Genomic DNA, 21,749 nt, shown 5'->3' with positions numbered 1-21,749 from the left:
TTTCGCGTATTTAGTCCAGCAGCCCGCGGACGGCGTCGACGAGGACCCCGTCTGGTCGCCGCAGGGCCTCGAGAATGGTGAAATGGTCGGCACCGTCGACCGGAATGAGCTTGCCGGGCGCCTTCGCCATCACGCGCTTGTCGTGGAGATTGATGGAATCGCACACGAGCGCCGGCAGTTCGTTGCTGCCATAGGCGATGTCGAGCCGCTTCGATGTGACGGGCAGGCGCAGCGGCGAAAGCGCGGCGATTTCCTCATCCGTCAGCTTCAGCGCATTGTTGAGGCCGGTATCGCGGATGGGGGCGAGCTCGTACACGCCCGAGATGGCCAGTCCCGCATGAACACTCGGATGGTCCAGCGCCATCGCTGCGAGGTGGGCTCCGGCGGACCAGCCCGACAAGACGACCGGTCCGGCAACGCCATAGGATGGGCCATTTGCGGCAAGCCAGTCGAGCGCGCGAGGGACTTCGGCGACGATGTCGGTGAGGGATACCTCCGGCGCCAGCGAATAGCCGGGAATCGCGACCGACCAGCCGTGGGCGGCGATGCCTTCGACGAGCATGGCGAACAATTCGCGCGAATTGCGCTGCCAATAGCCGCCATGCAGGAACACCAGGCAGGGCGCCTCAGGCCTGGCGGCGGGGTAGAGATCGATCTTGTTGTTCGCCCGCTGACCGTAGGCCAGATCGAGATGGGATCTCAGCGAGCCTCGCAGCCGGCTGGAGGCTGCGTTCCGTTCGGCGATCAGGGCCGCGCTATTCTTGACGGCCGCGTTGTTGTCATAGGCGGCGTCGCGTTCTGCCTGGGACAGCCCGGACCATGCGGAACGCGGATCGAGCGGTCGACCTGCCGAATGAGTATTCTCAATCATCATCACTCCGGACAATTGCGGCGTTGGACCAGCCGTGTCCGATTGGACAAGGCTGCCTCGGACTATGCCATGCGGGATCATTACTGTCTCTTGTCCGCGTCATTGTCGCGGTTTTCCGTGGCACTACGGATCACCCGCGCTCTAAGCTGCGAAGAACGGATTTGCGGGCCGTGCGAGGCCGAGATGATCGCGCAGTGTCGTGCCCTCATAATCCGCGCGGAACAACCCGCGCTCCTGCAGGATCGGCACGACGAGCTCGACGAAATCTTCGAAGCCCACGTGGAAGTAAGGCGGCATCACGTTGAAGCCGTCGGCGGCGTGCTCCTCGAACCATTGCTGGAGCGTGTCGGCGATGCGCTCGGCCGAGCCGCACAGCACCCAATGGCCGCGGGCGGCTGCGGTGAGGTTGTAGAGATCGCGTAGCGTCATGTTCTCGCGGCGACCCTTGGCGAGCATGACGCTGGCGAAGCTGTGATAGTTGTCGGACGGCGCGATATCCGGGATCGGCCCGTCGAGGTCGTAGGCTGACATGTCGCGGCCGAAGCGGTCGGACAGGATGGCGAGCGCGTTGCTGCCGCTGACGAAGCTCTGCAGCGTGTTGAGCTTCTCGAACGCCTCCTTGTCGGTGCGGCCGACCACCGGCATCACACCCGGCAGCACGGTGACGTCCTGGGGCCTGCGGCCGAATGCCGGCAGGCGCGTCTTCAGCGAGGCATAGCCGGCCTTGGCTTCGTCGATGTCCTGCACCACGGAGAAGACGATGTCGGCGGTGCGCGCGGCGAGCGCTTGTCCGGCCTCGGAGCCGCCGGCCTGCAGCACGACGGGGCGGCCTTGCGGGCTGCGGCCGATGTTGAGCGGGCCCTTCACCTTGAAGAACGCGCCGTCATGGTCGATCGGGCGGAGCTTTGCCGGATCGATGTAGAGAGCGCTCGTGCGGTCGGCGACGATGGCATCATCGGCCCAGCCGTCCCACAGACCCTTGACGACATCGAGGAATTCGCCGGCCATTTCGTAGCGGCGGGCGTGGTCGGGATGGGTGGTGCCGAAATTCGCCGCCGTCGCCGGATTGGCCGTCGTCACCGCGTTCCACGCCGCGCGTCCCCCGGAAATGTGATCGAGCGAGGCGAAGACCCGTGCGACCGAGAACGGATCGCTGTAGGTGGTCGAGACAGTGGCGCCGAGGCCGATATGGCTGGTCGAGGTCGACAGCGCGGCCAGCATCGTCAGCGGCTCCAGCCGCAGCGTGTAGGAGGGATGGGCTGCGGCATCGGCATAGAGATTGTCGCCCATGAAGATCAGGTCGAACTTGCCGCGCTCGGCGGTGCGGCCGATCTCCTGGATCGCCGCAAAGTCCTGGAAGCTGTCGACCGCGCCCGGATAGCGCCAGCCTGCGACGTGGCTGCCGGTGCCAAGGATGAACAGGCCGAGATGCATCTGTCGTTTCATGGTGTGTTTCCTGGCGTCACGTCCAGAACAGGATCTTGCGTTCGAGGAAACCGATCAGGCCGAAGAAGGCGAGGCTCGCCGCGGACGCGACGAAGATCGCTGCCCAGACCTGGACGAAATCGATCTGGAGCACGGCCTGGTAGATCACCCAGCCGAGCCCGCCATGGGCCCCTAACATTTCGGTGACGATCGCCACGATCACGCTGCGCACCGTGGAGACGCGCATGCCCGCCAGCAGCAGCGGCAGCGCGGTCGGCAACCGCAGGCGCCACAGCACGCCGAAGCGGCTGGCGCCAAAACTCTTCATGAGATCGACGGCGCGGCGATCGACCCGGTCGAGTCCGGCCAGCATCGACAGCAGGACGGTGAAGCTCACCGCCATCGCCACCATCACGATCTTCGAGCTGACGCCGATGCCGAACCAGAGCAGGATCAGCGGCGAATATCCGACCACGGGCACCGAGTTGATTGCGGTCGCGAGCGGCAGGATCGCGCTGCGAAGCGCCGGCGCCAGCGCGATGGCGACGGAAAGGCCGATGCCGATCAGGCAGCCGAGGCCGTAGCCGACCAGCGCTTCGAGCAGGGTGTAGCCGGCGGCGTCGATGAGCGTTGCGCGCTTGGACCAGAGGCCCGCGAGGATGTCGCTGACGGCGGGGAGAACATAGGCCGGCAGATGCAGTCCGCGCGCCGCGCCTTCCCAGCACACGACCAGGAGGACGGCGCCGAGAATGCCGCGCTGGACGGCGAGCGAGGGAGAGGCGACTGCGCGGCTCATTGCTCGGCGTTCCAGAACACGAGGTGACGCTCGACCGCAGCGACGACCGCGTAGAAGCCGGTGCCGAGCAGGGCGGCCGTGAGCAGGGCGCCCCAGATCGCCACGACGTTCTCGGTGAACATGGCCTGGAGCAGCAGAACGCCGAGCCCGGTGGTGTCGCCGAACCATTCGCCGACGATGGCACCGACGAGGCTCAACGATGCGGCAAGGCGCAGCGCGACGAAGATCTGCGGCAGCGCGGTCGGTAGCTGCAGGCGCAGCAGTAGCTGGTGGTTGGAAGCGCCAAAGCTGCGCATCAGCGCGACCTGCTTGGGATCGACGGCCTCGAGGCCCAGCAGCGTGTTCACCGTGACCGGAAAGAAGGTCAGGTAAAATGCAATGATCGCCTTGGCGAGCAGGGTATTGCCGAACCACAGCACCACCAGAGCACCGAAGGCGATGACCGGAATGGTCTGCGACACCACGAAGATCGGAAAGATCATCTCGCGCAGCGCACGGACGCGGAAGAACACGACGCCCATGAGCACGCCGAACGCGCCGCCGGAGGCAAAGCCGATCAGCGTCTCGGCAAGGGTCCGCAGGAAGCCGTCGACATAGGCGCGAGGCGTCGCCGCCATCGCCATCAGGATGGTGCTGAGGCGCGGCAGGTAATAGGGCCGGATGCCGAACAGCAGCACCGCGCCCTCCCAGATCACCGCCGCGATGGCGAGGCCGAGCAGCAGCCGGATCAGCTTGCGCAGCGAATCCGGTATTGCCATCGACCGCGCGGTTGCGCGGCCTTCGCTTAGCGATGTCGCCGCAGGGCTGCTCACGGCAGCCGGTCCGCCGCTGGGATGCTCTGGATGAAGCTGGCGTCATAGGCGGCGGCGAGATCCACCGGCTTGGAGATGACGCCGTATTTCAGGAAGAAGTCGTGGGCGGTCTTCACCGCATCGGCATCGATCCAGAACATCCCGTTCTTGGCGGCCGCGCCTGCGGTCATCAGGCGCTTCACCTCGGTGAGCATGAATTCCTGCTGCGCGCGGTCGAGCGTCGGGGCGGCGGCCATCACGGTGTCGACGGCACCCTTGGGATCAGAAAACGCGTCCTTCCAGCCCTTGAGCGACGCGCGAAGGAAGGCCTTGACGAGCTCCGGCTTCTCCTTGGCGGTCGCCTCGGCCACGATCAGCGTGTCGCGGGGGAAGGTGATGCCGTAGTCCTCGGCGACGAAGGTCTTCAGGCTGTCCTTCGGCATCCGGGACTGGATGGTGTAGAACTCGTTGTAATAGGTCGCCGTGACCACATCGACGTTGCCGTCGACGAACGGCGTCACCGAAACCTGCTGCGGCTGGATCTTCAGCTCATCCGGCTTGATGCCTTCCTTGGCCAGCATGCCGTTGAGCACATGATTGGCGCCGGTGAACCAGGTGGTGACCGTCTTGCCCTTGAAGTCCTGGATGGTCTTCACCGGCCCGTCCTTGCGGGTGACGAAGATGAACGGCGTGATCTGGTGCGAGACGCCGATGCAGACGATCGGCAGCCCCTTGTCGCGTGCCGCAAACACGCTGTCGGTGCCGCCGGAGAGGCCGAACGTGTCGGCGCCGGTCGCGACCAGATTCTCGGTGAGGAGATTGGGCCCGCCGGGGTTGATGGTGAGGTCGATCCCCTCGGCCTTGTAATAGCCCTTGGCCGCCGCGACGTAGAAGCCGGCGAACTGCGCCTGCGGCAGCCATTTCAGACGCAGGCTCGCCTTCTGCAATTCGGCGGCGGGCGCGGCCGTGACGAGCGAGCCGGTCGCCAGTGCGATGGCGGAGAGGACGGTGAAGGCGTGGCGTCGGCTCAACATGATCATACTCCAGGCGGTGAAAATCAATTGCGATAGGATGGATCGGTGCGGTCGAGCTGGCGCATCAGTGCCGGCCATTCGCGTTCGCCGGGCACGAGGATGTCGCCCTGCAATTCCCAGAACTGGCGCGCGGCCTTCTCGCAGACCTCGTGCGGGGGCATCACCAGCCTGGCGCCGGCCGCGGCCGCCGCCTGCATCTGCAGCTGGATCCGCGCGGCGCGCTCGAAATAATAGAGCAGCATGAAGGCCTCGCCCGGCGTACGGCCGACGGTGAGGATGCCGTGGTTGCGCATCAGCATCACCTTGTGCGGGCCGAGGTCGCGCACCAGGCGCGCCTGCTCGTCGAGATCGATGGCGACGCCTTCGTAATCGTGGAAGGCCTGGCGATCGTAGAAGCGCATCGCGAACTGGCTGAGCGGCAGCAGGCCCTTCTCCTGCCCTGAGACCGCGACGCTCGCGTCGGAATGGGTGTGTAGCACACAGGCCGCGTCGTGGTTCGAGGTGTGGATCGCGGCGTGGATCACGAAGGCCGCGACGTTGACGGCCTGCGGCGTGTCGTCGAGCTTGTTGCCCTTGGTGTCGATCTTGACCAGGCTCGACGCGGTGATCTCGTCGAACAGCAGGCCGTAGGGATTGATCAGGAACTGATCGTCATGGCCGGGCACGCGCATGGAGATGTGGTTGTAGATGAGATCGTCCATGCCGAGCTTGGCGACCATGCGGTAGCAGGCGGCGAGCTTGACGCGGGCATCCCACTCGGCCGGATCGATGCCGGGCGGTGCGGCTTGCGGTTCTCTCGCTGACATCGCGTTCATGGCATCTTCTCCTGCGCGATGGAGGATTGAAACGACTTCATGCTTTCCTCTTCGATTGCATCGAGCAGGGTACGCTTGAGGCGCACGAATTCGGGGGAGGTGACGATCTCGGGCCGGCGCGGGCGCGGGAGGTCGACGATCTGTTCGAGCTTCACCGAGCCCGGACGTGCGGTCATCACCAGCACGCGATCGCCAAGGAAGATCGCCTCGTCGACGTCATGGGTGATGAAGAGAATGGTGCGGCGGTATTTCTGCCAGACATCGAGCAGCCAGCGCTGCATCATCGCCCGCGTCAGCGCATCGAGCGCGCCGAACGGCTCGTCGAGCAGCATCAGGTCGCGCTCGAACAGGAAGGTGCGCATCAAGGCGACGCGCTGGCGCATGCCGCCGGACAATTGGTTGGGATATTGCTTCTCGAAGCCGGCGAGCCCGAACTCGGGCAGCATCTTCAGCGCCTTGGCGCGCGCCTGCTCGCGCGGCATGCCCTCGACCTCGAGCGCGAGGATGGCGTTGTCCACCACGTTGCGCCAAGGGAATAGCAAATCGCGCTGCGGCATGAAGGAGACGCGGCCGAGCAGGTCGCTCGCGTGGCAGCTGTTGCCCTCGAAGCGCAGGATGCCGCCGGCGTCGGGCTCTTCGAGGCCGGCGACGATGTTGAAGAGGGTGCTCTTGCCGCAGCCGCTGGGGCCGACGACGGTGACAAACTCGCCGGGAGCGACGTTCGCCTGAAGTCCTGACAGCGCCGCGACGGCGCCGAAAGTCTTGTTGATCGCGCGCAACTCGAGCAGCGGCTCAGGCTTCGGGTGAGCCTGGGGGGCTTCGATGGTCGGTCCGGGATCTGGGAGGCGGGCGGCCTGCACCGGCATGTCCTTGTATAATGGCAGCGGCCATTCGCATACGAAAGCGGGCCGCGTCAAAATCTCTTAGCAACTCGTGTGCCAGTGCGATTTCCGGGCAAATCAGGCATAAGACTTGCGAGGTGGACGGCGAATAGGTCGGAGTCGCGCGCGTCTCCGAGGGAGAGTCGGTCGTTTTATTGGAAGATAGGTGCCATTTTGTATACTTATATTGGTATAGGAGAAACATGATGGCGGATATTGGTGCACTTGTCGGAGGCAAACGCGTGAAAAACGGGCAGGCGTCCCTGGCGCCAAGTCCCGGCATGACGCTCGCCGAGAGCCTGCGACAGAAGCTCGAGGGGGCGATCGCGGCGGGGCATCTCGAGCCCGGCAGCCGGCTCGACGAGCAGGAGATCGCCCAGCGTTTCGGCGTCTCGCGCACGCCGGTGCGGGAGGCGTTCCGCCTGATGGCCGCCAACAATCTGGTCGAGCTGCGCGGTCGGCAGGGGGCTGCGGTCCGCAGCATCAAGGCGCAGGCGCTGATCGAGATGTTCCAGGTCATGGCGGAGCTGGAAGGGCTCTGCGCCCGGCTTGCCGCGCGGCGTGTCTCGCAGGCCTGGGGCGCTGAAATTGGCGAGATTCACCAGCGGCTTGTTGCGGCGGGAGAGACCGGTGACATCGACGTCTTCTACGACATCAACCAGGAATTCCACGAAGCGATCTACGAGGCCTCGCGCAACGCTTTTCTCGCCGACCAGACCCGCAAGCTGCGCAACCAAGTGGCCGCCTATCGCCGCCGGGTGACGCGGATGCCGAACCGGATTGCCGATACCGTTAGGGAGCACGAGGCGATCATGCAGGCAATCCTCGCCCACGATCCGGAGCGGGCGCACAGCGCCATGCGGGACCACGTCAACCTGCTCGGCGACAACCTGCTGGACTTCCTCGCCGCCTTCGAATGACCGCCTCCGGTGCTTGGTATGCAAATTGCTAGACCTTGTATATCTAGCTTGCATCCTGGAGACCCCTGTGGACCTGAAGCTGACGAACAAGACCGCGCTGATTACCGGCGCGTCGAAAGGAATTGGACTTGCGGTGGCCGAGCTCTTTGCCGCGGAGGGCTGTCATCTGCATCTCGCCGCCCGCAATGGCGAGGCGATGCTCGCGGCCAAGAAGCAGCTCGAAGCCCGCCACGGCGTGAAGATCACCATTCACGCACTCGACCTGTCGAGCACTTCAGCGATGGAGAAGCTCGCCGCCGAAGTCGGCGACATCGACATCCTCGTCAACAATGCCGGCGACATCCCGGCCGGTTCGCTGGAAATCCTCGACGACGCCGCCTGGCGGCGCGGCTTCGATCTCAAGGTGTTCGGCTACATCACGCTGTCGCGTCTCTATTATCCGCGCATGAAGGGCAAGGACGGCGTCATCATCAACATCATCGGCAATTCCGGGGAGAACTGGGACGCGAGCTACATCGCAGGCTCCACCGGCAACGCGGCGCTGATGTCCTTCACCAAGGCGCTCGGCGGCCGCAGCCTCGATCACGGCGTCCGCGTCGTCGCGGTCAATCCGGGCCCGGTTGCCACGGACCGCATGCTCAAGATCATGAAGCGCAAGGCGATCGACATGCTCGGCGACGAAGGCCGCTGGGAGGAGTTGTTCGACAAATATCCGGGCAAGAGGCCGGCGACGTCGGAAGAAGTCGCCGATCTCGTCGCCTTCCTCTCCTCGCCACGCTCTGGCTACATCACCGGCACCGTGGTGACGATAGACGGCGGCATTGCCGCGCGCGGCTCGGTGATCTGAGGCGTCGATGTCGGGATCTCAATCTACGGCGCTGGTCCGCAACCGCTATTTCGACGAGCTCTCGGCGACGCCGGGACTCTACTGGCTCGGCCAGAATACCAACCATATCGAGAGCCATCCCGCCGTGCGCGAGGCGATGCTGCGCTCGATCGAGGCTGGCGAGTTCAATGCCTATGCCCCGCCGCTCGGCTTCGAGGCGCTGCGCGCCGCGATCGTCGCCGATCTCGGCGTACCAGGCGCGGAAGCGCTAGTGACCGAGGGCGGCGTCAATGCGCTGGCCATGATCTGCCGCGCGCGCTGCAAGCCGGGCACGACGCTGGTCACCACCGACCCGACCTGGAAATGGCCGTGCCTGTTCGCGCGCCAGCAGGGCGCCGAGGTGATCGAGATTCCGATCTACGATCCCGCCTGCAACTACCGCCTGACGGCTCAGGCCTTGAAGGCGAATGTCGATGAACGCACCGCGATCATCTATCTGGTCGATCCCAACAATCCGCTCGGCATCCGCTACACCCGCGAGGAGATCGAGAGCTTTGCCGCGATCGCGCGCGATTGCGGGGCCCTGCTGGTGCACGACTGCACCTACCGCGATTTCGCCGACGGCCACACGCCGGCGCTCCACGTGGCGCCGCAAGGCTCGGTGGTCTCGACCAGCTTTTCGAAATGGCTTGGGCTCGCCGGCCTGCGCATCGGCGCGCTCGTTGCCGCGCCTGATCTGTTCGAGGAGTTCGCGCAGACCTCCGCGAGCGTGCTCGGTGCCAGCGTCATCGCGCAGCGAGCGGCGCAGGCAGGGCTGTCGGTCAAGGCCGAATGGATGAAGAAGGTCCGCAGCACCGACCGCGCCAACAAGGCGATGATCCAGGAGGCGGCGGCCGGGATCGAAGGATTGGCGCTGCCGATCATGCCCTCGCACGGCAACTTCCTGGTGCTGGAGACCATCGCGGCGGGCATTCGCCCGGAGGCGCTGGTCGAGTGCTATCGCCGCCAGGGCATCATGATCCGCCAGGGCACCTATCACACCCAGCGCTTCGGCGACCGCTTCGTCAAGATCAGCACTTCGGTGCCGCAGCCCTGGGCCGAGAAGTTTTGCACGCTGCTGCCGGAGATGGTCGCGCAGGCGCGCACGCTCAACGACCTGCCGCCGCAATTCTAGGGACGATGCCGATGACGATGATCACAGCAAAGGACGGCGTGAAGCTCTACGTGGAAGAGGCGGGCGAGGGCACGCCGATCCTCTTCATCCACGAATTCGGCGGTAATCACGACAGCTGGGAGCCGCAGTTGCGCTATTTCAGCCGGCGCCACCGCTGCATCAGCTACGCCGCGCGCGGCTATCCGCCGTCGGATGTGCCTGACAGCGTGGAGGCCTATTCGCAGGCGATCGCGGCGGACGATGCGGTCGCGGTGCTCGACGCGCTCGGAATCGACAAGGCGCACATCGTCGGCCTCTCCATGGGTGGCTTCTGCACGGTGCATTTCGGCCTGCGTACGCCGGAGCGCGCTTTGTCGCTGACAGTGGCCGGTGCTGGCTATGGCTGCGAGAAGGAGTTCGAGGAGTATTTTCGCGGTGTCTCGCTGGAAGTTGCCGATAATTTCGAGACGCAGGGCGCCAAGGAATTCGCCAAGATCTACGCTCTCGGCGCGAGCCGCGTGCAGTTCCAGAACAAGGATCCGCGCGGTTGGCAGGAATTTGCCGATCGCCTCGCGACCCATTCCGACCGCGGCGCCGCCAACACCATGCGCGGCGTACAGGCGCGACGGCCGTCGTTCTATGATCTCGAAGACCCCTTGAAGACAATGATGGTGCCGACGCTGGTCGTCGTCGGCGATGAGGACGATCACTGCCTCCAGCCCGGCATCTTCCTGAAGAAGACCATTCCGGCCTGCGGTCTCTCGGTCTTCCCCAAGACCGGCCACACGCTCAATCTCGAGGAGCCGGCGGCGTTCAACGCGCTGCTCGCCGAGTTCATCGCCCAGGTCGAGGCCGGGCGCTGGCTGCCGCGCGATCCGCGTGCGCTGCCGGGCCAGATCATGCGCACGAAGTAGTCGATGGCGAGCCAGCCTTTGATCAATGCCGATCGGCTCTGGGCCCGGCTGATGGCGCTCGCCGAGATCGGCGCGACGCCGGCCGGCGGGGTCAACCGCCAGGCGCTGAGTGACGGCGAGATCGCCGCATGGCGACGCGTCATCGGCTGGGCCCGCGAGGCGGGCTTGACGCCATCGACGGATGCTGCGGCAAACCTGTTCCTGACGCTGGCCGGCCGCGACCGCACAGCGCCGCCGCTGCTGCTCGGCAGTCATCTCGACAGCCAGCCGACCGGTGGCAAGTTTGACGGCGCAGCCGGTGTAATGGCGGCATTGGAGGCCGTCGTCTCACTGGCCGAGCAAGGTCACAAGCCCGCGCGCGACCTCATCGTCGTCGCCTGGATGAACGAGGAGGGCTCGCGCTTTGCGCCGGGCATGATGGGCTCGGAGGCTTTCACCGGCCAGCGCGATCTGGCGGCGATCCGCGCCGCGCGCGATGCGGACGGCATCAGTGTCGGCGATGCGCTCGATCGGCTGCACCAGGCGTTTCCCGATGTACCGCACATGCGGCTCGGCTTCGCGGCCCGGGCCTACCTCGAATTGCATATCGAGCAGGGACCGTTGCTGGAAGCAGCTGCGTGCACGATCGGCGTCGTCACCGGCATCCAGGGCAAGAAGACCTTTCAGGTGGTGGTCGAGGGGGCCGAGGGCCACGCTGGCACGCTGGCGCAGTCGGAAAGGCGGGATGCGCTCGCGGCTTTTGCGCGGATGGCGACCGCGCTTCATGCGGAGATCGGCACCATCGACGCCGACATCAAGTTCACCATCGGCCGGGTGACGGTCTTGCCGAACGCGCCATCGGTAGTGCCGTCGCGCGTCAGCTTCAGCATCGATCTGCGCCATCCCGACAATGCGGTGCTCGATGCAGCCGGGGCGCGCATCGAGGCTCTCTGCCGCGAGCACGTTCCGCCGTGCACGGCCATGTTGACGCCGCTTGTCGATGCGCCGTCGAACGCTTTTGACGAGCACTTGCGGGCGAGCATCGCGGAAGCCACGCGTGAGCAGGGGCATTCCGCCATGGCAATTCTCTCCGCCGCCGGTCATGATGCCCGTCATCTCGCAAAAGTCTGTCCAGCCGCGATGATCTTCATCCCGTGCCGCGACGGGGTGAGCCATGTCGAGCATGAATGGGCCGAGCCCGATCATGTCGCTGCGGGAGCGTCGGTGCTGGCGCAGGTGCTGCGCGAATTCGCACTCGCGCCTGGCGTCGAGGCGTGAGGACATCGATGCAGGATGTGGCCCCTCGGGACTACCGCGACGCGATGGCCTGTCTTGGTGCTGCCGTCAGCATCGTCACGACCGACGGCAGCGCGGGCCGTGCGGGATTCACCGCATCCGCGATCTGCAGCGTCACCGACGATCCGCCGACGCTGCTGGTCTGCATCAACCGCGGCTCCTCGGCCTATGCCAGCGTCACGCGCAACAAGGTGGTGTGTGTCAACGTGCTCTCGGCGCGGCACGAGCAACTGTCCCGCTTGTTCGGCGGCAAGGTGCCTGCCGAAGAGCGCTTTGCCGCCGCGGCGTGGTCTACCCTTGCGACCGGTGCACCGGTGCTGACCGACTGTGCCGCCGCGTTCGACTGCCGGATTGCGGATGTCGTCAATGTCGGCACGCATGATGTACTGTTCTGCCAGATCGTCGCGCTGCAAAGATCCGGCTGTACCGACAATCTGATCTATTTCGGTCGTGCCTATCACGCGGTCGGGGTGACCAATTCGGCTGAGGCAGGACCCGAATCCGCTCCTGGCCGGTCCTGACCGACGGGCGTTATCGCCGGTTGTTCCAACAGCCTCCATGTCATGGACAGAGATCGTCACCCGGGCAACGCACCCGCGGGCGGGGAGGTATTCGGCGGCCGCGTTTTGACCGTTGCTGGCTGAAACTGGCTCAATGCCTTGGAAGGCCGCGTGTGCCGATTGCGAACTTCGTACGCGCCTGTACCGCCGCGACGGAAGTCAGACCATGTTTGCGATTTTGGTTAGTTGGTTTCCACAGCCGCGCATCATAGCCCACAGTCTGAAGAGGACCGCCAAGACCAATTCGCCCCTGAAGGCAGAGACTTGCGCTGAGATGCAAGACGCCCCCGCAGCGCCATGGCTATCTGGCCCAAATGTTGCTCCAGGTGTGATGTTTCTATAAAAAAATCACACAAGGGAGTGCTCATTCCGGACGCACCGCCGATGGTGGCCTCCGTTGGCCTCACGCTCGGCGAGAAGACCGGCTGGTTCGGGGCCTTGCGCTGGCGCTATCTCGCTTCAAGCCCGCTGACGGAAGACAACGCATTCCGATCGTCCACAACCAGCATCTTCAACGGCCGTCTCGGCTATCGCGCCAACAATGGCTGGCGTATCCAGCTCGACGTGCTCAATCTCTTCGACGCCGGGGCAAACCAGATCACCTATGCCTATGGTTCTCTGCTGAAGATTGACGCGCTCTATAATCTCTGCACCTCGGCCGCGGCGCCGACCGCAGTGTGCCAGAACGGCGTGGAGGACTACGTGCTGTACCCGGTCGAGCCGCCGACGTTTCGCGTGATCGTAGCCGGAACATTCTAGGAGCGGTATGTGATGCAGCCAGAAATCGAGGATTTGCCGATGAACCCCGGTCCTGATCTCGCCGGCTTCCGGCTGCATCCGCAGCGCGGCGCGGTGTTGAGTGAGGTCCATGCCCGCCCGTTTACGCGGCTGACCGCTCCGCTCAGTGTGGTGCGCTTTGCGTTTCTCAGCCAGGGCGATGCCGCTGCCGCCGACCGGCAAAGCTTTGCCGCATTTTGCGCGGCGCATGGACTGTCCGTGCCGGTGGCCTCGGCAAAACACCATCAGGTGACGATCGGTGCCATCATGCTGCGCTGGGAGCAGCATTCCGAGTTCACGACGTTCACCTGGATATCGAGCCATGAGGGCTCTTCCGGTTCATTTGGGGCGGTGGACGAGGAGCTTGCCGCGCTGATCGGCACGCTGCCGCAAGTCGGGCAATTGCTGGTCGCGCTGAAGCTCGAGGTCGAGCAGACGTCGGCGGCGGTCGAGCGCGCCGAGCAGCTGTTCGAGAAGGGCAGCCTCGCCATGGCAACTGTCCGGAGCGGCCCAGCCGTCGTCGCTTCCGACTTCCGTGTCGACGAGCAGGGCTTTGTGCGTCTCCTGGTCTGCAACGACGGCTTGTCGCCGGGCCGTTTGGGCGCGCTGGTGCAGCGCGTACTGGAGATCGAGACCTATCGCACACTGGCGCTGCTCGGCCTGCCGGCCGCGCTCGAGCTTGGCCCGTCGGTCGATCGCATCGGGCATCGGCTGGTCGAGGTGCTCGAGGAAATGCAGGGTGCGGCGGACCTCAAGCTGAACAATCATCTTCTGACCGAGCTAACCGCGCTCGCCGCCTCGCTCGAGCGCGGCGCAGCCGGCAGCCTGTTCCGGTTCGGCGCCAGCCGGGCTTATTATGACATCGTGCAGGCACGCCTTGCGGTGATCGAAGGCGGCGAGATCGCGGGCTATCCGACCTGGTCGTCGTTTCTCGCCCGCCGGATGGCGCCGGCGATGCGGACCTGCGCTGCCCTGGCGGATCGCCAGGCCAATCTGTCGATCAAGCTTGCGCGCGCCGCCGACCTCCTGCGCACCCGCGTCGATGTCGAATTGGAGGAGCAGAACCGCGACCTCTTGCGTTCGATGAACGAGCGTACCAAGCTGCAGTTGCGGTTGCAGAGTACGGTCGAGGGCCTGTCGGTGGCGGCGATCGGCTATTATGTCGTCAGTTTGTTCGGCTATCTCGCCAAGGGCGCGCATGACGGCGGGCTGCATGTCGAGCCATCGCTGGCGACCGCGCTGTTCGTTCCGGTGGCCATTGGCGTCACCTGGATCGTCACGCACCGGATTCGCCAACGCCATTTGAAGCACGATGGCGGGACTTCCGCCGGGCATGATTGAGTTCCCTCAAGCCAGGGCTTTGCTCTTGTGCTAGGAGCGGCTGATGCTTGAGGGCTGAGGGAGGAGCCATGAGCCGATCGGATGGGACCAACATGCTTTGGCTGCAGGGCGCAAGCTGCGGCGGCTGCACCATGTCGATCCTGGAAAGCGGCGCTTCCGGCTGGTTCGACGAGCTCAGGCAATTCGGCATCAACCTGCTGTGGCATCCGTCGGTCAGCGAGGAGACCGGCGACGAGGCGGTCGAGGTGCTTCAATCCGTGCTCGACGGCAAGGTGCGGCTCGACTTGCTGTTGCTGGAAGGTTCCGTCGCCCGGGGGCCGAACGACACCGGCCGCTTTAACATGCTCGCGGGTACCAACCGTTCGGTCTATCGCTGGATGCTCGATCTCTCGCCGCTCGCCGATTATGTGATCGCGGTCGGAAGCTGCGCCGCCTATGGCGGCGTGCCCGCTGCCGGATCGAACCCGACCGATGCCGTCGGCCTGCAGTTCGAAGGGGCCGACAGCGGTGGCGCCCTCGGCACCGGCTTCCGCTCACGGCTCGGCTTGCCGGTCATCAACGTCGCGGGGTGCGCGCCGCATCCGGGCTGGATGATGGAAACCATCCTGGCACTGAAGACAAAGGATATTGCCGCCACCGACCTCGATGCCTATGGACGGCCGAAATTCGTCGCCAATCACCTTGCCCATCACGGTTGCTCGCGCAACGAGTTCTACGAGTTCAAGGCCAGCGCGGAGACGATGTCGGAGCGTGGCTGCCTTATGGAGCATCTCGGCTGCAAGGCGACGCAGGCGGTCGGCGACTGTAACCAGCGCTCCTGGAACGGCGGTGGTTCCTGCACCAAGGGCGGCTATGCTTGCATCGCCTGCACCTCGCCAGGCTTCGAGGGCGCGCAGAATTTTCTGGAGACCGCCAAGCTTGCCGGCATCCCGGTCGGGCTTCCGACTGACATGCCAAAGGCCTGGTTCGTCGCGCTCGCCGCCCTGTCGAAGTCGGCGACGCCGCGTCGCGTGCGGCTGAACGCGACCGCCGACCACGTGGTCGTGCCGCCGGGCCGCGCGACCAACAAGAGCAAGCCATGACGCGGATCACGATCGGTCCGTTCAACCGCGTTGAAGGCGATCTCGAAGTCCGCCTCGACGTCGAGAGCGGCCGGGTCATGCGCGCCGAAGTGACGGCGCCGCTCTACCGCGGCTTCGAGCAGATCCTCGAAGGAAGGCCGCCGCTGGATGCGCTGGCGCTGGCGCCTCGAATCTGCGGCATCTGTTCGGTCTCGCAGTCGGTTGCCGCTGCCGCGGCCCTGCGCGATGCCATGTCGATCGAAGTGGCGCCAAACGGTCTGCTCGCCACGAACATCGCCCATGCCGCGGAGAACGCCGCCGACCATCTAACCCATTTCTACATCTTCTTCATGCCGGACTTCGCCCGCGAAGCCTATGCCGCGCATGGCTGGCACGAGGAAGCGCGCGAGCGCTTTGCGGCGACGAGAGGCACAGCAGCGCGCGAGGCCTTGCCCGCGCGGGCGCGCCTGTTGGAGACCATGGGCATCGTCGCCGGAAAATGGCCGCACAGCCTGGCGTTCCAGCCCGGGGGCACGACGCGCGCCATCGATCTTGGCGAGCGCGTCCGGCTGCTGTCGATCGCGACGTCGTTTCGAGGCTTCCTCGAACGTGTCGTGTTCGCGGATTCGCTGGAGAACGTGCTGGCGATCGCGACCGCTGACGAGCTCGACAATTGGCGCGACGGCCGCGGTGGCGATTTCGCGCATTTCCTGCGGCTTGCCGACAGTCTGGCATTGACCGGGCTCGGCCGAGGCACCGGCCTGTTGATGAGCTATGGCGCCTATCATGGCGTCGACGGCGCGCTGTTTCCGCGCGGTCTGTTCGGCCCGCGCGCGATGGTCGAACCGCTGCCGCTGCCACAGATCACAGAGGACGTCTCGCACGCCTGGATGCAGGACTCATCCGCCGATCCGGCCCATAGCAGCACGGTCCCCGATCCCGACAAGGCTGCCGCCTACAGCTGGTGCAAGGCGCCGCGGCTGTCGGGCCAACCGATCGAGGTCGGCGCGATCGCGCGTCAGACGGTCGCCGGTCAGGCGCTCATCACCGATCTGGTTGCGCGTGACGGCACAAATGTGCGCAGCCGCGTGATCGCGCGCCTGATCGAGACTGCGCGCATCGCGCTGACCATGGAGCAGTGGACGCGCGCGCTTCGCTTGTCGGAGCCGTTCTGCATCAATTCGCGCGACATCCCTGACGGTAACTATGTCGGGTTGGTCGAGGCGGCACGCGGCAGCCTCGGGCACTGGATGGCCGTTCGCGACGGCAGGATCGAGCGCTACCAGATCATCGCACCAACCACCTGGAATTTCTCACCTCGCGATTCCTTCGACGTTGGCGGCCCGCTGGAGCAGGCGCTGGTCGGCACCGATGTCGGCGATGCCGGCCCGCGCGCGGTTGCGATTCAGCACATCGTGCGCTCGTTCGATCCCTGCATGGTGTGCACCGCGCATTGACCGGAAACTTCGTTGCCGCCTGCAAATCGAATTGTTTCCGCTTCTCGTGCATTCAGTGTCCTCGCATGCCGGTCACAAGAGTGCTTCAGACACTCAACATTTTGGAATCTCTCCACTTTTGAATCCTTCCAGGCCGTTGGCCTGCTTCTTGCTGTCCTTGGCGTCATTGAAAAGTCAAAGCCGAGGATGGGAGGATTCATGGGCGCGGCGACGGAGACGTTTTACAGCGTGATCAGGCGGCAAGGGATCACGCGTCGAAGCTTCCACAAATTCTGCAGCCTGACGGCCACGAGCCTTGGTCTCGGCCCGCTGGCAGCGAGCCGCATCGCCAACGCGCTCGAGACCAAGCCGCGCGTGCCAGTGATCTGGATGCACGGCCTCGAATGCACCTGCTGTTCGGAGAGCTTCATTCGGTCCGCGCATCCGCTGGTCAAGGATGCCGTGCTGTCGATGATCTCGCTCGACTACGACGACACCATCATGGCGGCCGCCGGTCATCAGGCCGAAGCGATTCTCGAGGAGACACGCACCAAGTACAAGGGCCAGTACATCCTCGCAGTGGAAGGCAATCCGCCGCTGAACGAGGGCGGCATGTTCTGCATCGACGGCGGCAAGCCGTTCGTCGAGAAGCTGAAGATGATGGCCGAGGACGCGATGGCGATCATCGCCTGGGGCGCCTGCGCCTCCTGGGGCTGCGTGCAGGCGGCCAAGCCCAATCCGACCCAGGCGACGCCGATCGACAAGGTGATCACCAACAAGCCGATCATCAAGGTGCCGGGATGCCCCCCGATCGCCGAGGTGATGACCGGCGTCGTCACCTTCATCACCACCTTCGGCAAGCTGCCCGAGCTCGATCGCCAGGGGCGGCCGAAGATGTTCTACTCGCAGCGCATCCACGACAAATGCTACCGGCGGCCGCATTTCGACGCCGGCCAATTCGTCGAGGAATGGGACGACGAGGCCGCGCGCAAGGGCTATTGCCTCTACAAGATGGGATGCAAGGGCCCGACCACCTACAACGCCTGCTCGACCGTGCGCTGGAACGGCGGCGTGTCGTTCCCGATCCAGTCGGGTCACGGCTGCATCGGCTGCTCGGAGGACGGCTTCTGGGACAAGGGCTCGTTCTACGATCGTCTCACCAACATCAAGCAGTTCGGCATCGAGAAGAACGCCGATCAGATCGGCATGGTGGCGGCCGGCGCCGTCGGTGCGGCGGTGGCCGCGCATGCTGCGGTGACCGCGGTAAAGCGACTCGCGTCGAAGCGCGAAGACACCAAGCAAGATCATTAATCGATTTCAGGAAGCACAAACGATGGGCATCCAGACACCTAACGGATTCAAGCTCGACAATTCCGGCAAGCGCGTGGTCGTCGATCCGCTCACCCGGATCGAAGGTCACCTGCGCGTCGAGGTCAATGTCGACGCCGACAACGTCATCCGCAACGCGGTCTCCACCGGCACGATGTGGCGCGGCATCGAGACCATCCTGAAGGGCCGCGATCCGCGTGACGCCTGGGCGTTCACCGAGCGGATCTGCGGCGTCTGCACGGGAACGCACGCGCTCACCTCGGTGCGTGCGGTCGAGAACGCGCTCTCCATCACCATTCCGGACAACGCCAACTCGATCCGCAACATCATGCAGCTCTGCCTGCAGGTGCACGATCACCTCGTGCACTTCTACCACCTGCATGCGCTGGACTGGGTCGACATCGTCTCGGCGCTCAAGGCCGATCCGAAGGCGACGTCGGTGCTGGCACAGTCGATCTCGTCCTGGCCCTTGTCCTCGCCCGGCTATTTCAAGGACCTGCAGATCCGGCTGACCAAGTTCGTCGAGTCCGGCCAGCTAGGTCCGTTCAAGAACGGCTATTGGGGTCATGCCGCCTATAAGCTGCCGCCGGAAGCCAATCTGATGGCGGTCGCGCACTATCTCGAGGCGCTCGATTTCCAGAAGGAGATCGTGAAGGTTCACACCATCTACGGCGGCAAGAACCCGCATCCGAACTGGCTGGTCGGTGGCGTGCCCTGCGCCATCAATGTCGACGGCACCGGTGCGGTCGGCGCCATCAACATGGAGCGGCTCAACCTCGTCTCCTCGATCATCGATCGCTGCATCGAATTCACCGAGAAGGTGTATTTGCCCGATGTCGTCGCGATCGGCTCGTTCTACAAGGACTGGCTCTATGGCGGCGGCCTGTCCGGCAAGAGCGTGATGTCCTATGGCGACATCCCCGAGACCGCCAACGACTATTCGGCGAAGAGCCTGAAGCTGCCGCGCGGCGTGATCCTCAACGGCAATCTCAACGAGGTGCTGCCGATCGATCACGGCGATCCCGAGCAGATCCAGGAGTTCGTCACGCACTCCTGGTACAAGTACCCCGACGAGTCCAAGGGACTGCATCCCTGGGACGGCGTCACCGAGCCGAACTACGTGCTCGGCCCCAACGCCAAGGGCACCAAGACCGACATCAAGGAACTCGACGAGGGCGGCAAGTATTCCTGGATCAAGGCGCCGCGCTGGCGCGGCAACGCCGTCGAGGTCGGGCCGCTGGCCCGCTACATCATCGGCTACGCCCAGAACAAGGCCGAGTTCAAGGAGCCGACCGAGAAGCTGCTCAAGACGCTCGGCCTGCCGGTGTCCGCCCTGTTCTCCACGCTCGGGCGCACCGCGGCGCGCGCGCTGGAATGCGAATGGGCCGCGCACCAGATGCGCTACTTCCAGGACAAGCTGGTGGCGCGCATCAAGGCCGGCGACAGCTCCACCGCCAATGTCGAGAAGTGGAAGCCGGAGAGCTGGCCGAAGGAAGCCAAGGGCTACGGCTTCACCGAGGCGCCGCGCGGCGCGCTCGCGCACTGGATCAAGATCAAGGAGACCAAGATCGACAATTACCAGTGTGTGGTGCCGACCACCTGGAACGGCTCACCGCGGGATCCCAAGGGCAATATCGGCGCCTTCGAGGCCTCGCTGATGGATACGCCGATGGCGAATCCGGAGCAGCCGCTCGAGATCCTGCGCACCATCCACTCCTTCGATCCGTGCCTGGCTTGCTCGACCCATGTGATGAGCCCGGACGGCCAGGAGATGGCGACCGTCAAGGTCAGATAGGGAGGGGAAACCATGATGGATGCAGTTGCTCCGACCTCCGAAGCCAAGCCGGACCTGACGGCGATCGCCGCCGACGCTGCCGGAGAACAGGCGGTGGGACGGCCTACCGTGTACGTCTACGAGGCGCCGGTGCGGATCTGCCACTGGGTGAACGCGGTCTCGATTCTTGTCCTGATGGTGACCGGCTATCTGATCGGGACGCCATTGCCGACGGTCGCGGGCGAAGCCTCCGACAACTTCGTGATGGGCTATATCCGCTTTGCCCATTTCGCGGCGGGCCAGGTGCTGGCGGTGTTCTTCCTCGCCCGCATCCTGTGGGCCTTCGTCGGCAACCATCATTCGCGGCAGATCTTCTACATTCCCGTGCATCGTAAGCAGTTCTGGAAGGAGGTCCTGCACGAGATCCGCTGGTACGCATTCCTTGAGCGCGAGCCGAAGATGTATGTCGGCCACAATCCGCTGGCGCAAACCGCGATGTTCACGGGCTTCACGCTGTTCGTGGCGTTCATGATCGTCACCGGCTTTGCGCTCTATTCGGAGGGCACCGGGATCGACAGCTGGCAGCACAGGCTGTTCGGCTGGGTGTTCGCGATCTGGCCGAACAGCCAGGACGTGCACACCTGGCATCATCTCGGCATGTGGGCGTTGGTGATGTTCGTGCTGGTGCACATCTACGCCGCGATCCGCGAAGACATCATGTCGCGCCAGAGCATCATCTCCTCGATGATCTCGGGCGAGCGGCAGTTCCGCGACTGAAAAGAGAAGTGAGATCGATGCCGACATCCTCGCAAGAAAGCCGCGTCCTGGTGCTCGGCATCGGCAACATCCTGTGGGCCGACGAAGGCTTTGGCGTGCGCGCGGTGGAGGAATTCCACCGCCGCTACGCCGTGCCCGACAACGTCACCATCCTCGACGGCGGCACCCAGGGGCTTTACCTCGTGAACTATCTCGAGGAGGCCGACTGCCTGATCGTGTTCGACGCGATCGATTACGGGCTCGAGCCGGGGCGCTTGAAGCTCGTGCGCGACGATGAGGTGCCGCGCTTCACCGGCGCCAAGAAGATGAGCCTGCACCAGACCGGCTTCCAGGAGGTGATCTCCGCGGCCGACCTGCTCGGCCGCTGTCCGAAGCATCTGGCATTGATCGGCTGCCAGCCGCTCGACCTGGAGGATTGGGGCGGGCCGCTGACGCAGCCGGTGCGTGACCAGATCGCGCCCGCGATCGCGCTCGCCTGTGAGGTGCTGGCCGGGTGGGGCGTTGCGGTGACGCCGCGCAGCGAGCCGTTGCCCGCCTCCGAGCGCCTGCTCGCCAACGACATCGATCATCTCAGCTACGAGATGCGGCCGGCCTGACCACTTCCGGAGAATATCGCGATGTGTCTCGGCCTGCCGATGACGATTGTCGAGACGGATGGTGTCTCCGCGCTGTGCGAATTCCGCGGCGAGCAGCGTCGCGTCTCCATGCTGCTGCTGTCCGATCCTCCTGTCGGCGCCAAGGTGCTGGTCTATATCGACACCGCGGTCCGGCTGCTCGATGAAGTGGAGGCGCGCCTGATCGCGGATGCAATCGAAGGTCTCGGCGCGGCCCTCAACGGCGAGGATTGCGACCGCTTCTTCGCCGACCTCATCGACCGTGAGCCGCAGCTTCCCGAGCACCTTCGGCTCGGCTAGAGCATTTTCGGTTCTGATTGAATCAGAACCGAAGCTCTAGATTCTTGTTTTGACGCGTTTTCTTCACGCGAACCGGTGT

21 protein-coding genes and 1 pseudogene are annotated in these 21,749 nt (G+C 64.8%); 15 read left to right on the top strand and 7 right to left on the bottom strand.

Annotation, left to right across the window (positions count from 1 at the left end):
- Positions 1–10: 10 nt before the first annotated feature.
- The 7 genes from UNPF46_RS03990 to UNPF46_RS03960 form a co-directional block, all read right to left on the bottom strand.
- On the bottom strand, positions 11–871 hold the full coding sequence (locus tag UNPF46_RS03990; protein ID WP_142249171.1) for an alpha/beta hydrolase: 861 nt from the start codon (positions 869–871) through the stop codon (positions 11–13).
- A 141-nt stretch (positions 872–1,012) separates the two neighbouring features.
- The gene (locus tag UNPF46_RS03985) at positions 1,013–2,317 is read right to left on the bottom strand and encodes an LLM class flavin-dependent oxidoreductase (protein WP_142249115.1); all 1,305 of its coding nucleotides are present in this window, start codon (positions 2,315–2,317) and stop codon (positions 1,013–1,015) included.
- Positions 2,318–2,333: 16 nt separating this feature from the next.
- Complete coding sequence (locus UNPF46_RS03980) at positions 2,334–3,092, bottom strand: ABC transporter permease (protein WP_142249114.1); 759 nt, start codon at positions 3,090–3,092, stop codon at positions 2,334–2,336.
- Positions 3,089–3,850, bottom strand: a complete 762-nt coding sequence (locus UNPF46_RS03975) for an ABC transporter permease (RefSeq protein WP_246668588.1) — start codon at positions 3,848–3,850, stop codon at positions 3,089–3,091. Before UNPF46_RS03975 ends, UNPF46_RS03980 begins: the two co-directional genes overlap by 4 nt.
- Before the next feature lie 50 nt (positions 3,851–3,900).
- The gene (locus UNPF46_RS03970) at positions 3,901–4,917 is read right to left on the bottom strand and encodes an ABC transporter substrate-binding protein (RefSeq protein WP_142249112.1); all 1,017 of its coding nucleotides are present in this window, start codon (positions 4,915–4,917) and stop codon (positions 3,901–3,903) included.
- 23 nt (positions 4,918–4,940) lie between these two features.
- Positions 4,941–5,732 carry a class II aldolase/adducin family protein gene (locus UNPF46_RS03965; RefSeq protein WP_142249111.1) on the bottom strand — a complete coding sequence of 264 codons (792 nt, stop codon included), beginning with the start codon at positions 5,730–5,732 and terminating at the stop codon, positions 4,941–4,943.
- Positions 5,729–6,592 (bottom strand): ABC transporter ATP-binding protein, encoded by an 864-nt coding sequence (locus UNPF46_RS03960; protein ID WP_142249110.1) that lies wholly within the window; start codon positions 6,590–6,592, stop codon positions 5,729–5,731. Before UNPF46_RS03960 ends, UNPF46_RS03965 begins: the two co-directional genes overlap by 4 nt.
- 263 nt (positions 6,593–6,855) lie before the next feature.
- Here UNPF46_RS03960 and UNPF46_RS03955 point away from each other — a divergent pair, with 263 nt between their 5' ends.
- The 15 genes and pseudogenes from UNPF46_RS03955 to UNPF46_RS03885 all read left to right on the top strand — a co-directional run bounded on the left by UNPF46_RS03955 (position 6,856) and on the right by UNPF46_RS03885 (position 21,670).
- Positions 6,856–7,533, top strand: coding sequence for a GntR family transcriptional regulator (locus UNPF46_RS03955; RefSeq protein ID WP_210248323.1), 678 nt, complete (start codon positions 6,856–6,858; stop codon positions 7,531–7,533).
- A 67-nt stretch (positions 7,534–7,600) separates the two neighbouring features.
- Entirely contained in the window at positions 7,601–8,380 is a 780-nt protein-coding gene (locus tag UNPF46_RS03950; protein ID WP_142249109.1) for an SDR family oxidoreductase, read from the top strand.
- 7 nt (positions 8,381–8,387) lie between these two features.
- Positions 8,388–9,533: a pyridoxal phosphate-dependent aminotransferase gene (locus UNPF46_RS03945; protein ID WP_142249108.1), complete on the top strand. Its 1,146-nt coding sequence runs from the start codon at positions 8,388–8,390 to the stop codon at positions 9,531–9,533.
- Positions 9,534–9,544: 11 nt separating this feature from the next.
- Complete coding sequence (locus UNPF46_RS03940) at positions 9,545–10,426, top strand: alpha/beta fold hydrolase (RefSeq protein WP_181769761.1); 882 nt, start codon at positions 9,545–9,547, stop codon at positions 10,424–10,426.
- 3 nt (positions 10,427–10,429) lie between these two features.
- A complete protein-coding gene (locus tag UNPF46_RS03935; RefSeq protein ID WP_142249107.1) occupies positions 10,430–11,683 on the top strand; it encodes a Zn-dependent hydrolase in 1,254 nt (417 codons plus the stop codon).
- An 8-nt stretch (positions 11,684–11,691) separates the two neighbouring features.
- Positions 11,692–12,222, top strand: coding sequence for a flavin reductase (locus UNPF46_RS03930; RefSeq protein WP_181769760.1), 531 nt, complete (start codon positions 11,692–11,694; stop codon positions 12,220–12,222).
- Between the two features lie 396 nt (positions 12,223–12,618).
- Positions 12,619–13,020: pseudogene (locus UNPF46_RS03925) on the top strand (TonB-dependent receptor); the annotation flags it as partial.
- Positions 13,021–13,059: 39 nt separating this feature from the next.
- Positions 13,060–14,379: a DUF3422 domain-containing protein gene (locus UNPF46_RS03920; RefSeq protein WP_142249169.1), complete on the top strand. Its 1,320-nt coding sequence runs from the start codon at positions 13,060–13,062 to the stop codon at positions 14,377–14,379.
- A gap of 68 nt (positions 14,380–14,447) precedes the next feature.
- A complete protein-coding gene (locus UNPF46_RS03915) occupies positions 14,448–15,461 on the top strand; it encodes an NADH-quinone oxidoreductase subunit B family protein (RefSeq protein WP_142249105.1) in 1,014 nt (337 codons plus the stop codon).
- Positions 15,458–16,897, top strand: coding sequence for a nickel-dependent hydrogenase large subunit (locus UNPF46_RS03910; protein WP_142249104.1), 1,440 nt, complete (start codon positions 15,458–15,460; stop codon positions 16,895–16,897). The genes UNPF46_RS03915 and UNPF46_RS03910 overlap by 4 nt, the downstream gene beginning before the upstream one ends.
- A gap of 198 nt (positions 16,898–17,095) precedes the next feature.
- Entirely contained in the window at positions 17,096–18,187 is a 1,092-nt protein-coding gene (locus UNPF46_RS03905; protein ID WP_142249103.1) for a hydrogenase small subunit, read from the top strand.
- 22 nt (positions 18,188–18,209) lie between these two features.
- Positions 18,210–20,000: a nickel-dependent hydrogenase large subunit gene (locus UNPF46_RS03900; RefSeq protein ID WP_142249102.1), complete on the top strand. Its 1,791-nt coding sequence runs from the start codon at positions 18,210–18,212 to the stop codon at positions 19,998–20,000.
- A 12-nt stretch (positions 20,001–20,012) separates the two neighbouring features.
- Positions 20,013–20,756 carry a Ni/Fe-hydrogenase, b-type cytochrome subunit gene (cybH, locus tag UNPF46_RS03895; RefSeq protein WP_100180383.1) on the top strand — a complete coding sequence of 248 codons (744 nt, stop codon included), beginning with the start codon at positions 20,013–20,015 and terminating at the stop codon, positions 20,754–20,756.
- Positions 20,757–20,773: 17 nt separating this feature from the next.
- Entirely contained in the window at positions 20,774–21,352 is a 579-nt protein-coding gene (locus UNPF46_RS03890; RefSeq protein WP_142249101.1) for a HyaD/HybD family hydrogenase maturation endopeptidase, read from the top strand.
- Between the two features lie 21 nt (positions 21,353–21,373).
- Positions 21,374–21,670: a HypC/HybG/HupF family hydrogenase formation chaperone gene (locus UNPF46_RS03885; RefSeq protein ID WP_142249100.1), complete on the top strand. Its 297-nt coding sequence runs from the start codon at positions 21,374–21,376 to the stop codon at positions 21,668–21,670.
- Positions 21,671–21,749 lie beyond the last annotated feature (79 nt).

The organism is Bradyrhizobium sp. UNPF46 (genome assembly GCF_006658625.1).
GTDB lineage: Bacteria > Pseudomonadota > Alphaproteobacteria > Rhizobiales > Xanthobacteraceae > Bradyrhizobium > Bradyrhizobium nitroreducens.
Note: the sequence above shows the minus strand (reverse complement) of the source record. Positions and strands in the feature narration are given on the sequence as shown.